This is a genomic window from Agrococcus pavilionensis RW1, from assembly GCF_000400485.1.
Taxonomy (GTDB): Bacteria; Actinomycetota; Actinomycetes; order Actinomycetales; family Microbacteriaceae; genus Agrococcus; species Agrococcus pavilionensis.
The window spans coordinates 1-13,962 of record NZ_ASHR01000038.1 but is presented as its reverse complement, the minus strand read 5'-3'; the positions used below and the strand labels follow the sequence as shown (position 1 = coordinate 13,962).

Here is a 13,962-nt window from a genome sequence, read left to right as displayed (position 1 = left end):
GGTGGAATGCGTGCATGGATGAGTGGTCGGGGCTCGATGCGGAGGAGTACATCGCGTCGATCCGTGCGGGCGCGATCGACCCGCGCGGCCGCACCGCGGACGAGCTCGAGGAGGAGCTCGCCGCCTACGACCGGGACTGGGCGGAGCGGCTCGCGCTCCTGAGCGACGCGCAGGTCGAGGAGGTCATCGCCGGCCGCATGGAGGTGCCGCCGCTGCCGGGCACGATCGATGCCCGCTCGGAGCACGTGCGCGCTCTCGATGCGGTCGCCGGCCGGATGCGGGCCATCGAGCAGCGCCGCGCGCGGCTCGAGGCGGAGGAGCGCGAAGTGCTCGCAGCGGAGCTGCAGCGACTGCGTGACGCGGGCGGCGACAGCGGCATGGCGGTCAAGGAGAGCGCCTCGGTCCTCGCGGCCGAGCTGCGCCTCTCCGACCGGGCGATGGAGCGGAAGCTCGTCGAGGCGTGGACGACCGTCACCGACCTCCCCGCCGCCCATGCCTCGCACAAGGCCGGCCGCATCACCGGCACCCATCTGCGGGCGATCGAGCAGGCGACGGAGGCGCTGCGCACCGACCCGGCGGTCGACCCGGCCGATCGCGCGAGGGTCGAGGCGGAGCTGGTGGAGATCGCCGAGCGGGTCACACCCTCGCAGCTGCGCTCGCGCGCGCGGCGGATCGTGGATCGGGCGATGGCCGAGCCGCTGCAGCGCCGCCACGACCGGGCGGTCGAGCAGCGCCGCGCCTGGGTCGAAGACGGCGATGACGGGATCTCGACGCTGTCGCTGTCGGGCCCGTCGGTGACCATCCACGGCGCCTTCAACCGGGCGACCGACGCCGCCCGGGCCAAGCCGAAGGACGACCCGCGCACCTTCGACCAGTACCGCTTCGACGCGCTCATGGAGACGCTCCTCACCGGCCAGACGCCGGAGGACCTCCACGGCATCAACCCGATCTCCGCGACCGTGACGGTCACGATCCCCGCGACGGAGCTCCTCAAGCGGAGCGACGACGAGGATGAGCCGCAGCTGCGCTTCTCCGGTGCCCTCGAGGGCGGGGCGCTCGTCGACGCGGCGACCGTGCGAGCCCTGGCCTCGGAGACGATCACCTGGGAGCGGCTGTTCCTGCACCCGGTCACCGGCGTCCCGGTCGCGGTCGACACGTACAAGCCCAACCGGGCCATGCGGCGCTGGCTCCAGCGCCGCGACGGCCGCTGCCGCTGGCCCGGCTGCACCAACCGCGTCTCCCGCGCCGACGCCGACCACACCATCGCCCACGCGGACGGCGGCCCCACCAGCATCCGAAACCTCGCGCACCTGTGCCGCCGCCACCACCTCATGAAGCACGCCACCGCCTGGACCGTCCGACAGCTCGACCAAGGCGTCCTCGAATGGACCAGCCCCACGGGGAAGATCTACCTCGACGAACCCGAACCCGCCGGACCCGCCTTCGTCGACCGCGGCGTCGACATCTGGGACCTCTCGAGCCACCAACCCGCGCAGTGCACCGCGAGCGACCCACCATGGGCACACCTCAAGGACTGCACTTGCGACCTCGCCGGCGCCGCACGCTGACCCCCTCCCGCGTCGGCCGCCTCGCGACATCCATAGGCGGCAGCGACGCCCGCGCGAGCCGCGGCCGGTAGCGTTGCGGGGTGCGCTCCACGCTCGTGACCCGACCCGCTCGACGCGGTTCCGCCCGCGGGGGCGCCGCGCTCGTCGCGGCCGCGACCGTCGCGCTCGCCCTCGCGGCGTGCATCGCCGCACCCGCCTCGGTGCCGGAGGATCCAGCGATCCCGGCCAGCGCATCCCCCGTCTTCACCGACCTCAACCCGGCGCCGACGACCAACGGGCCGACCGACCCGCCCGTGCCGACGACCGCGCCGGGCGAGTTCTCCTACGGCGACACCGTCGTCGTGCACACCGACCGCGGCTCGACGTGGGAGATCACGGCGCTGCGCTCGATCGACCCCGCCGACTCGCTCGCCGCCCAGTCGGGTGCCTCGCCCCGCGCGGGCGAGCGCTTCGTCGTGCTCGAGCTCGAGATCGAGAACGTCGGCGTCGTCACGACGCACCCGATGTTCGACATGACGTTCGCCTACCAGCCCGACGGCGGGCCGTTCTCAGATCAGAACTCCGCCTCGACGGCCGCGGCCCCCGACGACCTCGGCTACGTGTGGGAGATGCGGCCGGGCGATCGCGAGACCGCCCAGGTGATCGTCGCCGTGCGCGAGGACGACCCGACCGGATCGTGGGTCGTGAGCCCGTCGGCGTCTGGCATCGACGGCGCGACGCTCTACCGCTGGCGCTGAGGCGAGCGCCCGGCGGCGGCCTGCGTCACAGCTGGCAGCCGGGGCACCAGTAGAGCTTGCGGCCCTGCATCGTCTCGAGCGCGATCGCGGTGCCGCAGCGGCGGCACGGCAGCCCCTCGCGCTTGTAGACCCAGTGCCGGTCGGCGCGGTTCGCGAGCGCCGCCGCGCGACGCGCGCCCCGCAGGCCGTCGATCGTGAGCATCTGGCCCGTCTCGACGCCGATGCGCAAGAGCTTGACCCAGTCGCGCCAGAGCCCGCGCAGCTCGTCGTCGGTGAGCTGCGAACCGGCCCGGTGCGGGTCGATCGCGGCGCGGAAGAGCAGCTCGGCGCGGTAGACGTTGCCGATGCCGGCGACGACCGACTGGTCCATGAGCAGCTGCCCGATCGGCTGGTTCGACCTCGAGGCGCGCTCGACGAAGCGCTCCTCCGCGCGGCGCTTCGACTCCGTCGGCGCCTCGGGGTCGGGACCGAGCCGCTGCGCGAGCGCCTCGACCTGGCGGTCGTCGAGCACTTCGCACACGGTGGGCCCGCGCAGGTCGGCGACGGCGGTGTCGGTGAGGATGCGGACCCGCACCTGTCCGATCGGGTCGGGCGGGAAGACGGTCACGGCGGTCGCGGTCTCGTGCTCCCCCGCGCGCAGCCGCGTCAGCCGCGGCGCGCCGATCGAGTGGATCGAGTCCTCCGACTCCCCCTCGGTGCCGGCCCCGCGCATCCCCGTCTGGCCCATGCGGCCGTCGGCGGCGAGGATCGTCGGGTCGAGCGAGATCGCGCCCGCGAAGTCCCACGCGCCGTAGATGCCGAGGTGCACGTGCAGCGTCGGCCCGTCGAAGCCGACGAGCAGGTGCTTGCCGATCGCATCCGACGTCGTGATCTCGCGCCCGTCGAGCTCGGCGGCGCCGACGGCGAAGCGGCCCTGCGGGCTCGACACCGCGGCCGTGCGGCCGACGAAGTTCGCCCGGAACTGGCGGGCGATGCGGTGGACGGAATGCCCCTCCGGCATCAGCGGATCTCGTGGCCCGCGATGCCGCCCGTCGTCTCGTACTCCCCCAGCTGCGCGATGCGGCGCGCGTGCCGCTCGGCGCCGCTGAAGGGCGTCGCGATGAAGGCGTCGATGATCTCGAGCATCTCGGCCTCCTCGTGCTGGCGGGCGCCGACCGCGACGACGTTCGCGTCGTTGTGCTCGCGCGCGAGCTCGGCCGTGCGGAGGCTCCACGCGAGCGCGGCGCGCACGCCCTCGACCTTGTTGGCCGCCATCTGCTCGCCGTTGCCCGAGCCGCCGAAGACGACGCCGAGCGCCTCGACGCCCGCGCGCTGGTCGCGCACGGCCGCGCGGGCCGCGTTGATGCAGAACGCCGGGTAGTCGTCCTCGGCGTCGTACTCGGTCGGTCCGTGGTCGACGCACTCGTGGCCGCGCTCGGTCAGGTGCTGGACGAGCCGCTTCGACATCTCGAAGCCGGCGTGGTCGGTGGCGATGTGGATGCGCATCACGCCTCCTGCTGATCGGTCGCGTCGGTCGCGAAGACGGGCCCGCGCGTGCGCGAGCGCTTGAGCTCGAAGAAGCCGTCGATCGACGCCGCCGCGACGATGCCGTCGAAGAGCTTGAGCGCCGCCTCGCCGGTGGGCGCGGGGCTGATGACGGGTCCGAAGAACGCGACGTCGTCGACCGCGATGACCGGCGTGCCGACGTCGTCGCCCACGAGGTCGATCGCCGCCTGGTGGCTCGCGCGCAGCGCCTCGTCGTGCTCGTCGGTCTCCTCCGCGAGCGCCGCGTCGAGACCCGCGGCCTCGAGCGCCTCGGCGATGATCGCGTCGTCGTCCTTCCGGCGCTCGTGGTGGATGCGCTCGCCGAGCGCGTCGTAGAGCGCCTTGACGGCCGCGTCGCCGCCGGCGGCGCGCGCCGCGGTCGCGAGCCGCGTCAGCCGCATCGAGCGCGGCATGCGCGCGGCGTACTCCTCGGGCAGGTCGCGGCCCTCGTTGAGCACGGCGAGGCTCATGACCTGCCAGTCGACGTCGAAGCCGCGCGCGTCGGCGACCTCGCCGAGCCAGCGGCTCGTCATCCACGCCCACGGGCATGTGGGGTCGAACCACATGCGGACGCTGCTCGGCTGCTCGATCGTCACGTCGGTGCTCATGCCTCGATGCTATCCGGGCGGGCGCTGCGGGCCCGGGCGAGCACCGGGCGCCCGGGCGCGCGCGACTACGCTGGAGGGCACTGCCCACCAGCACCTGAGAGACAAGGGAGTGCCAGCGTGCCCGGAGAGAACCTCACCCGCGCCGAGGCCCAGGAGCGCGCTGCGCTCGTCGAGGTCGACAGCTACGAGATCCATCTCGACCTCACGACCGGCGACGAGGTGTTCCGCTCGACGACGACGGTGCGCTTCCGCGCTCGCGAGGGTGCGTCGACCTTCATCGACCACATCTCCCGCGAGGTGCACTCCGTCGTGCTCAACGGCACGGAGCTCGACCCGGCGCTCGTGAACGACGGCGTGCGCATCCAGCTCGACGACCTCCGCGACGACAACGCGCTCACGATCGTCTCCGACGCGCTCTACGTCAACACGGGCGAGGGCCTCCACCGCTTCGTCGACCCGGTCGACGGCGAGGTCTACCTCTACTCGCAGTTCGAGGTGCCCGACTCCCGCCGCGTCTTCGCCGTCTTCGAGCAGCCCGACCTCAAGGCGACGTTCCGCTTCACGGTCGTCGCGCCCGCGCGCTGGCAGGTCGTCTCGAACCAGCCGACGCCCGAGCCGGTCGTCGAGGGCGAGACCGGCACGTGGAGCTTCGAGCCCACCCCGCGCATCTCGAGCTACATCACCGCCCTCGTCGCGGGTCCGTACACCGTCACCCGCTCCGAGCTCACCTCGCGCGACGGCCGCACGATCCCGCTCGGCATCTTCTGCCGCGCCTCGCTCGCCGAGCACATGGACGCCGACTACATCTTCGACACCACCCGCAAGGGCTTCGCCTTCTTCGAGGAGCAGTTCGGGGTCGCCTACCCGTTCGAGAAGTACGACCAGCTCTTCGTGCCGGAGTTCAACGCGGGCGCGATGGAGAACGCCGGATGCGTGACGTTCACCGAGTCGTACGTGTTCCGCGCGCAGGTGACCGACGCCATCCGCGAGCGGCGCGTCGTCACCGTGCTGCACGAGCTCGCCCACATGTGGTTCGGCGACCTCGTGACGATGCGCTGGTGGAACGACCTGTGGCTCAACGAGTCGTTCGCCGAGTGGGCCTCGACGCTCGCGACCGCCGAGGCGACCGAGTGGACGGGCGCGTGGACGACGTTCCAGGCGATGGAGAAGACCTGGGCGTACCGCCAGGACCAGCTGCCCTCGACGCACCCCATCGTCGCCGAGATCCGCGACCTCGAGGATGTGCAGGTCAACTTCGACGGCATCACGTACGCCAAGGGCGGCTCGGTGCTCAAGCAGCTCGTGGCGTGGGTGGGCCTCGAGTCGTTCATGGAGGGCGTCGGCGCCTACTTCCGCAAGCACGCCTGGGGCAACACCGAGCTCGCCGACCTGCTCGCCGAGCTCGAGGCGGCGAGCGGCCGCGACCTCGGCGAGTGGAGCAAGCTGTGGCTCGAGACGGCCGGCGTCAACACGCTGCGCCCGACGATCGAGACGACGCAGGACGGCATCATCACCGCGTTCACGATCGAGCAGACCGCGCCGGCCGAGTGGCCGACGCTGCGCCCGCACCGTCTCGCGATCGGCTTCTACGACGAGGTCAAGGGCAAGCTCGTGCGCCGCGAGCGCATCGAGCTCGACGTCGCCGGCGCGGTGACGAACGTGCCGCAGCTCGTGGGCCACCTGCGCCCCGCGCTCATCCTGCTCAACGACGACGACCTCGCGTACGCGAAGATCCGCCTCGACGAGCAGTCGATGGCGACGGCGCTCGCGAGCCTGCGCGACATCGACGACCCCCTCGCTCGCGCCCTCGTGTGGGGTGCAGCGTGGGATGCGACGCGCGACGGCGAGACGCCCGCGAGCGACTACGTCGACCTCGTGCTCGCGAACATCGGCGCCGAGACCGAGTCGACGACCATCCGGCTCGCGCTCGCGCAGCTCGCCCAGGCGGCGCGCACCTACGTGCACCCCGCGCGCAGGGCTGCGACGATCGAGCGCATCGGCGACGCGCTGTGGTCGCTCGTGGTGGATGCCGAGCCCGGCTCCGACGCGCAGTTCCAGTTCGTCGGCGCCTTCGCGGGCCTCGCCTCGACCGAGCGGCACGTCGACGCGCTCCGCGGCCTGCTCGACGGCTCGCGCGCCCTCGACGGGCTCGAGGTCGACGCCGATCTGCGCTGGCAGCTGCTCGACGGCCTCGTGCTCAACGGCGCGGCGGGCGAGGCGGAGATCGCGGCCGAGCTCGCGAGCGACGACACCGCGACCGGCCGGCAGTTCGCCGCCCGCGCGCGCGCGACGATCCCCACGGCGGAGGCCAAGGAGGCCGCGTTCGCGTCGGTCGTCGACCAGGCGGGCGCGTCGAACATGATCGTGCGCTACACGGGCCTCGGCCTCGTGCACGTCAACGACGCATCCAGCCTCGACGCCATCGTCGACCGGTACCACGAGGCGATCCACGGCATCTGGGACACGCGCACGTACCAGGTCGCGGAGGGGCTGCTCGTCGGCCTCTACCCCGCCGTCGTCGCCGACGAGCGGCTCGCGCGCACGACGCGCGAGTGGCTCGAGCGCAACGAGTCGACCGCGCCCGCGCTGCGCCGCATCGTCGTCGAGCACCTCGCCGGCGTCGAGCGCGCGCTCGAGGCGCAGGAGCGCGACGCCTGATCGGGAGCGGGATGCTGACTGCAGCGACGGATGAGACGACGGCGACCGGCTGGGCCGCCGTCGCCGAGTGGTGGGAGAGCTGGGGCCAGCCGGTCGGCGTGCTGCTCGCGATCGTGGGCGCGTTCGTCGCCTTCTGGATCGTCAGGGCGGCGATCGGCCGCGTCGTGCACGGCGTCGTCTCGGGCGTCAAGCGCCGGGCCGACGCGGCCGACACGGAGGCGCTCTCGAACTCGCCGCTCGCGCAGGTGCGGGTCGTGCAGCGCACGCGTGCGATCGGGAGCGTGCTCAACACCCTCGCCGCGTGGGTCATCGGTGCGCTCGCGCTCATCCTGATCCTCTCGATCCTCGGTGTGAACGCCGCGTCGCTCGTCGCGATGGCGGGCTTCCTCGGCGCCGCCGCGGGCGTCGGCGCCCAGGGCGTCATCAAGGACTTCCTCAACGGGCTGTTCATGGTGTTCGAGGACCAGCTCGGCATCGGCGACGTCGTCGACCTCGGCGAGGCGTCGGGCGTCGTCGAGTCGGTCGGCATCCGCGTCACCCAGGTGCGCGACGTGCACGGCACGCTCTGGTACGTGCGGAACGGCGAGATCGTGCGGGTCGGCAACGAGTCGCAGGGCTGGGCGCGCGTCATCATCGACCAGGCCGTGCCCTACGACGTCGACATCGACCGCGTGCAGGAGCGGCTGCTCGAGATCGCCACGCGCATGAGCGAGGATCCGGCGTGGCTCCACCGCATCATCGACAAGCCCGAGGTGTGGGGCGTCGAGTCGGTCTCGTCCGAGGCGATCGTCATCCGCCTCGTGGTGCGCACGAAGGCGAGCGCGAAGTACGAGGCAGGCCGGGAGCTGCGCCGTCGCGTCAAGCTCGGCCTCGACGACCTCGGCCTGCACCTGCCGTCGATGCAGAGCATCGTCGTCAAGGGGATGGAGCAGTCGAAGTGACGAACCAGAGCATGCACGAGGCCCTCGGCGGGGAGGCGTTCTTCCGCGCGCTCGTGCACGAGTTCTACGAGCGCGTGTGGGCCGACGACGTGCTGCGCCCGATGTATCCCGCGCACGACCGCGCGGGCGCCGAGGATCGGCTCCGCATGTTCCTCGAGCAGTACTGGGGCGGCCCGACGACCTACGGCGAGCAGCGCGGCCATCCGCGGCTGCGCATGCGCCACGCCGCCTACGAGATCGACCCGGATGCGCGCGACCGGTGGATCGCGTGCATGCGCGGCGCGCTCGACGCGCTCGAGCCCGCGCCGCTGCTGCGCGCCGAGATCGAGGACTACTTCGAGCGGGCCGCGACCTCGATGCTCAACCGCAACCCGCTCATCCGCTGACCCCACCCTCGAGGAGGAGCACCATGGCCGACGACGTCCTGGTGATCGGCGCCGGCCTCGCCGGCCTCGTGACCGCGAGCGAGGCGCTCGAGCGCGGGCGCCGCGTGCGCATCATCGACCAGGAGGGACCGCACGCGATCGGCGGCCAGGCCTACTGGTCGTTCGGCGGGCTGCTGCTCGTCGACTCCCCCGAGCAGCGCCGGCTCGGCATCGCCGACTCGCCGGCGCTCGCGCGCGCCGACTGGGCGGCGTCGGCCGGCTTCGACCGCGACGAGGATGCGTGGTCCCGGCAGTGGGCGGACGCCTACCTCGACTTCGCCCACCACGAGCTGCGGCCGTGGCTGCGCGAGCTCGGCGTCGGGCTCTTCCCCATCGTCGGGCATGCCGAGCGCGGCGCGCGGACGCCCGGCGGCCACGGCAACACGGTGCCGCGCTTCCACATCGTGTGGGGCACGGGCCCCGGGCTCGTCGCGCCGTTCACGCGGCGGCTGCGCGACGCGGTCGCCGACGGTCGCGCGCAGCTCTCGTTCCGGCACCGCGCCGAGCGGCTGCTCGTCGAGGACGGTCGCGTCGTCGGCGTCGCCGGCTCCCGGCTCGCGCCCGACGTCACCGTGCGCGGTGAGCCCTCGAGCCGCGAGGCGGTCGGCGGCTTCGAGCTGCGCGCCGAGTCGGTCGTCGTGGCGACCGGCGGCATCGGCGGCGAGCTCGAGCGCGTGCGCGAGCTGTGGCCCGCGCGGCTCGGCGCCGCGCCCGAGACGGCGGTGCGGGGCGTGCCGGTGCACGTCGACGGCTCCGGGCTCGCGATCGCGGCGGATGCCGGTGCCCGGCTCGTGAACGGCGACCGCATGTGGCACTACACCGAGGGCATCCGCAACTGGGATCCGATCTGGCCGCAGCACGGCATCCGCATCCTGCCCGGTCCCTCGAGCCTGTGGCTCGACCACCTGGGCCGCCGCTTGCCGTCGCCGAACTACCCCGGCTTCGACACGCTCTCGACCCTCGAGCACCTGCGCTCGGTCGGCGCGGAGCACTCGTGGTTCGTGCTCACGCAGTCGATCGTCGAGAAGGAGTTCACGCTCTCCGGCTCCGAGCAGAACCCCGACCTCACCGGCAGGAGCCTCCGACGCCTCGCGCAGCGCGTGCTCCCCGGCGCGCCCGCGCCCGTGCAGGCGTTCCTCGACCACGGCGAGGACTTCGTCGTCGCCGACAGCCTCACGGCGCTGCTCGACGGCATGGAGCGGCTCGGCCGCGGCATCGACCGCGCCGCGGTCGTCGCGGCGATCCACGAGCGCGACGACGCCGTCGCCGACCCCGCCTCGACCGACCCGCAAGCGGTCGAGATCCGCCGCGCGCGGGAGTACGTCGGCGACCGGCTCGTGCGCATCGCCGCGCCCCACCGCATCCTCGACGAGCGCCACTGGCCGCTCATCGCCGTGCGCCTGCACACGCTCACGCGGAAGACGCTCGGCGGCATCCAGACCGACCTCGACTCGCGCGCGCTCGGCGCCGACGGCGAGCCGATCCCCGGGCTGTTCGCGGTCGGCGAGGCCGCCGGCTTCGGCGGCGGCGGCGTGCACGGCTACCGCGCGCTCGAGGGCACGTTCCTCGGCGGATGCCTCCACACTGGCCTCCGCGCCGGTCGCGCGGTCTGACACGTTCCCCTCGCGCTCGCGGTTCGCTCGGCTCCCCCGCACCGGCCGCACGCGGCCGGGCTCCGCGGCGGGCTGCGAGGGGGCGGCGTGACGACACCCATGCGGGCCGAACGCCGGGCGAGGCTCGCGCGGCCGCTGCGCTGCGGCGTCGCCCTGTGGCTCGCGCAGCACGTCGGGCTGCTCGCGTTCGGTGCGGCCGTCGTGGCCGCGTGGGGCGGCGCGGCCGTCGCCTCGCTCGCGGCGACCGTCGGCGTCTGCCCGGGTCACCGCCCACGGCTCCGGAGCCTGGCGCTCGTGCCTCCGCGGCCGCTACTGGCTCGAGGGAGCGCTCGGGGATCGTCGCGACCGCGAGCTGCAGGCGGTCCTCGAGGTCGTGGCCGCGGCGCTGCTCGAGCACGAGCTACCTCTCGCGCGCACCACCCTCACGCTCTTCCCGGTCTTCATCCTGCTCGCCGGGGTGCTGCGGTGCCGCTGGGAGCGAAGCGCCCCGACCGCGAGGGACGGGGCGCTTCGATCCTGGCGGTCAGTGCGTGAAGTTGCCGCGGTAGTGCTCGTAGACCCAGCCGACGAGCGTGATGATGAGCAGCACGGCCGCGATCGGGATGAGGAACGTCGGCCCGGTGGGTGAGAGGAAGACGAGCGCGAGCGCGAAGCCGACGCCGAGCGGCCACCAGCTCCACGGGGAGTAGTGCCCCTCCTCGGGGTCGGCGTCGTCGATCTCGGCGTCGAGGCGGTCGGACGGGTGCTCGTGGCCGCCCTGCCCGCGCCGCACGAGCACGAGGTAGAAGCCGATGAGACCGGCCATGAGACCAGTGAGCGCGAGGCCGAGCGTTCCCGCCCACTCGACCCGACCGTCGTACGCGAGCATGTGCCAGATCGTGTAGACCGCGGAGCAGACGAAGAAGAAGGCGGTCAGGATCGCCATCAGGATGATGTTCACGCGCATGTCAGCGCACCTCCCCGTCCGAGAGATCCGCGACCGGACGCTGCGGGGCGTCCTTGAGCGCTCCCGCTCCGACCCCGTACTGCATGCCCGCGTTCGGGTGGTGCAGGTCGAACGCCGGCGACTCCGAGCGGATGCGCGGGATCGAGTGGAAGTTGTGCCGCGGCGGCGGGCAGCTCGTCGCCCACTCGAGCGAGCGGCCGGTGCCCCACGGGTCGTCGACCGTGACGCGCGGCGCGGTGCGCGCCGTGATCCACACGTTCCAGAGGAACGGGATCATCGACAGGCCGAGGAGCATCGAGCCGACCGTCGAGACCTGGTTCATCCACGTGAAGCCATCCTCCACGAGGTACGTGTAGTACCGCCGCGGCATGCCCATCACACCCAGCCAGTGCTGGATGAGGAAGGTCATGTGGAAGCCGATGAACAGCATCCAGAAGTGGACGTGCCCGAGCCGGTCGTTGAGCATCTTGCCGGTCCACTTCGGCCACCAGAAGTAGAAGCCCGCGAACATCGCGAACACCACGGTGCCGAACACGACGTAGTGGAAGTGCGCGACCACGAAGTAGGTGTCGGAGATGGCGAAGTCGAGCGGCGGCGAGGCGAGGATGACGCCCGTGAGGCCGCCGAACGTGAACGTCACGAGGAACCCGAGCGTCCAGAGCATCGGCGACTCCCACGTGATGGAGCCTCGCCACATCGTGCCGATCCAGTTGAAGATCTTCACGCCCGTGGGCACCGCGATGAGCATCGTCATGAGCGAGAACCACGGCAGCAGCACCGTGCCGGTGACGTACATGTGGTGCGCCCACACCGTGACCGAGAGCGCCGCGATCGCGATCGTCGCGCCGACGAGCGTGTTGTAGCCGAAGATCGGCTTGCGTGCGAAGACCGGGATGACCTCGGAGACGATGCCGAAGAACGGCAGCGCGATGATGTACACCTCCGGGTGCCCGAAGAACCAGAACAGGTGCTGCCAGAGCACAGCTCCGCCGTTGGCTGGGTCGAAGATGTGCCCGCCGAGGATGCGGTCCATCGCGAGACCGAACATCGCGGCCGCGAGCACCGGGAACACGACGATAACGAGGATCGACGTGATGAGCACGTTCCACGTGAAGATCGACATGCGGAACATGGTCATGCCCGGCGCGCGCATCGTGATGATCGTCGTGATGAAGTTGACGCCACCCATGATCGTGCCGAAGCCCGAGAGGCCGAGGCCGAGCACCCAGAGGTGCCCGCCGATGCCGGGCGAGAACGCCGTCGTCGACAGCGGCGTGTAGGCGAACCAGCCGAACGACGCGGCGCCCTGCGGGGTCAGGAAGCCCGACAGCGCGATGAGCGAGCCGAACGAGAACATCCAGAAGGCGAGCGCGTTGAGCCGCGGGAACGCGACGTCGGGCGCGCCGATCTGCAGCGGCATCATGACGTTCGCGAAGCCCGCGAAGAGCGGCGTCGCGAACATCAGCAGCATGATCGTGCCGTGCATCGTGAAGAGCTGGTTGTACTGCTCCTCCGTCGGCACGACCTCGAGGCCCGGCGCGAACAGCTGGGCGCGGATCAGCAGCGCCATGACACCGGCGATCAGGAAGAAGATGAACGACGTGATCAGGTACAGGTACCCGATCGTCTTGTGGTCCGTGGTCGTGAGCCACTTGACCAGGACGTTGCCCTTGCGCTCAGCCCCCGGGCTCAACGCCGGTCGCGTCTGCGTGCCGGGCGTCACCGTGGCAGTCATCAGCGGTCCTCGCCTTCGTTGGTCGTGTCGACATCGGCATCGCGGTCGGCGTCGACACTCTCGTCACCCGAGAAGGGGTTGATCGACTCGCCGATCTCACCCACGAACCCCTGCTCCTCGAGGCTCTCGAGATAGGCATCGTACTCCTCGGGGCTGACGAGCTCGACGTTGAAGAGCATCGCCGCGTGGTACTCGCCGCAGAGCTCGGCGCACTTGCCTCGCAGCACGCGCTCCTGGTCACCCGTCTCGAAGTACATGCGGTTCGTCACTCCGGGGATCAGGTCCTTCTTGTAGAGGAACTCCACCACCCAGAACGAGTGCGCGACGTCGCGGGCCTCGAGCGTGATCTCGATCGACGAGTTCGTCGGGAGGTACAGGGTCGGCAGCGAGTCGGCTCGCATCTGGCCCGTCTCGGGATCGTTCTGCACCTGGATGCCCTGGTAGTAGACCGGGTCCTGGCCCTCGCGCTCGTAGACGAAGTCCCACGACCAGCGCTTGCCGTAGACGGTGAGCGAGTAGTCCGGATCCTCGATCGGCTCCTCGATGATCGCCTGGTCGCGCGCCGTGAAGGCGAAGAAGCCGGCGACGAGCACGACGGGGACGATCGTGAAGAAGATCTCGATCGGCATGTGGTAGCGCAGCTGCACCGGCAGGCCCGTCTGGCCGCGGCGACGACGGTAGGCGATCGCGGCCCAGATCATCAGACCCCACGTGATGATGCCCACGCCCATCAGGACGATCCAGGAGGTCGTCCACAGCCCCATGATGCGGTCGACGTGGTTCGTCAGGCCCGGCTCGGACGGCATGTACCCCTGCAGCTGAGCCTGGGTGCATCCCGCGAGCGCAAGAGCGACGACCCCCGCGACCGGGGCGGCGATCCAGCGAGATCGACGATTGCGCACTGTCTTCCTCCGAGTCGTTGAGCAGTCTCCCTCGATCCTAGTACCCACAGACAGCACTCAGGCCCCGCCGACGCTCCACCGAAGGGGCCGTGCCACGGCCGAGCGCCGCGGACCCGAACGGATCCGCGGCGCTCCGGCGTGGGGGCTTGCTCGCGTCAGTGGAACGAGTCTCCGCAGGCGCAGGAGCCCCGCGACGCATCGCGTCGCGCGCCCCGCGCCGAGGTGACCAGGACCATCAGTGGAACGAGTCTCCGCAGGCGCAGGAGCCCCGCGACGCATCGCGTCGCGCGCCCCGCGCCGAGGTG

General features: G+C 71.7%; 12 protein-coding genes. 6 read left to right on the top strand and 6 right to left on the bottom strand.

The window, feature by feature from the left end:
• Together L332_RS27980 and L332_RS27975 are read left to right on the top strand one after the other, a co-directional pair.
• The coding region (locus tag L332_RS27980; RefSeq protein WP_235045099.1) for an HNH endonuclease signature motif containing protein at positions 1-1,568 on the top strand (1,568 nt) is incomplete at its 5' end.
• An 80-nt stretch (positions 1,569-1,648) separates the two neighbouring features.
• The gene (locus L332_RS27975) at positions 1,649-2,305 is read left to right on the top strand and encodes a hypothetical protein (RefSeq protein ID WP_021011668.1); all 657 of its coding nucleotides are present in this window, start codon (positions 1,649-1,651) and stop codon (positions 2,303-2,305) included.
• Positions 2,306-2,330: 25 nt separating this feature from the next.
• Here L332_RS27975 and L332_RS27970 read toward each other — a convergent pair whose 3' ends face one another.
• Genes L332_RS27970 through L332_RS27960 form a run of 3 tightly spaced genes read right to left on the bottom strand, consistent with a single transcriptional unit; the run spans position 2,331 to position 4,437 of the window.
• On the bottom strand, positions 2,331-3,305 hold the full coding sequence (locus L332_RS27970; protein ID WP_021011667.1) for an Fpg/Nei family DNA glycosylase: 975 nt from the start codon (positions 3,303-3,305) through the stop codon (positions 2,331-2,333).
• Complete coding sequence (locus tag L332_RS27965) at positions 3,305-3,790, bottom strand: ribose-5-phosphate isomerase (protein WP_021011666.1); 486 nt, start codon at positions 3,788-3,790, stop codon at positions 3,305-3,307. The genes L332_RS27970 and L332_RS27965 overlap by 1 nt, the downstream gene beginning before the upstream one ends.
• The gene (locus L332_RS27960; protein WP_021011665.1) at positions 3,790-4,437 is read right to left on the bottom strand and encodes a mycothiol-dependent nitroreductase Rv2466c family protein; all 648 of its coding nucleotides are present in this window, start codon (positions 4,435-4,437) and stop codon (positions 3,790-3,792) included. The genes L332_RS27965 and L332_RS27960 overlap by 1 nt, the downstream gene beginning before the upstream one ends.
• Before the next feature lie 117 nt (positions 4,438-4,554).
• Here L332_RS27960 and pepN point away from each other — a divergent pair, with 117 nt between their 5' ends.
• The 4 genes from pepN to L332_RS27940 are packed head-to-tail and all read left to right on the top strand — an operon-like array spanning position 4,555 to position 10,074.
• Complete coding sequence (gene pepN, locus L332_RS27955; protein WP_021011664.1) at positions 4,555-7,095, top strand: aminopeptidase N; 2,541 nt, start codon at positions 4,555-4,557, stop codon at positions 7,093-7,095.
• Positions 7,096-7,106: 11 nt separating this feature from the next.
• Positions 7,107-8,036 carry a mechanosensitive ion channel family protein gene (locus tag L332_RS27950; RefSeq protein ID WP_021065134.1) on the top strand — a complete coding sequence of 310 codons (930 nt, stop codon included), beginning with the start codon at positions 7,107-7,109 and terminating at the stop codon, positions 8,034-8,036.
• A complete protein-coding gene (locus L332_RS27945) occupies positions 8,033-8,422 on the top strand; it encodes a globin (RefSeq protein ID WP_021065133.1) in 390 nt (129 codons plus the stop codon). Before L332_RS27950 ends, L332_RS27945 begins: the two co-directional genes overlap by 4 nt.
• Positions 8,423-8,445: 23 nt before the next feature.
• Positions 8,446-10,074 carry an FAD-binding dehydrogenase gene (locus tag L332_RS27940; protein WP_021011663.1) on the top strand — a complete coding sequence of 543 codons (1,629 nt, stop codon included), beginning with the start codon at positions 8,446-8,448 and terminating at the stop codon, positions 10,072-10,074.
• A 523-nt stretch (positions 10,075-10,597) separates the two neighbouring features.
• Here L332_RS27940 and L332_RS27935 read toward each other — a convergent pair.
• The 3 genes from L332_RS27935 to ctaC are packed head-to-tail and all read right to left on the bottom strand — an operon-like array spanning position 10,598 to position 13,657.
• The gene (locus L332_RS27935; protein ID WP_021011662.1) at positions 10,598-11,020 is read right to left on the bottom strand and encodes a cytochrome c oxidase subunit 4; all 423 of its coding nucleotides are present in this window, start codon (positions 11,018-11,020) and stop codon (positions 10,598-10,600) included.
• A gap of 1 nt (position 11,021) precedes the next feature.
• Entirely contained in the window at positions 11,022-12,755 is a 1,734-nt protein-coding gene (gene ctaD / locus L332_RS27930; protein ID WP_021011661.1) for an aa3-type cytochrome oxidase subunit I, read from the bottom strand.
• A complete protein-coding gene (gene ctaC / locus L332_RS27925; protein ID WP_021011660.1) occupies positions 12,755-13,657 on the bottom strand; it encodes an aa3-type cytochrome oxidase subunit II in 903 nt (300 codons plus the stop codon). Before ctaC ends, ctaD begins: the two co-directional genes overlap by 1 nt.
• Positions 13,658-13,962: the final 305 nt, after the last annotated feature.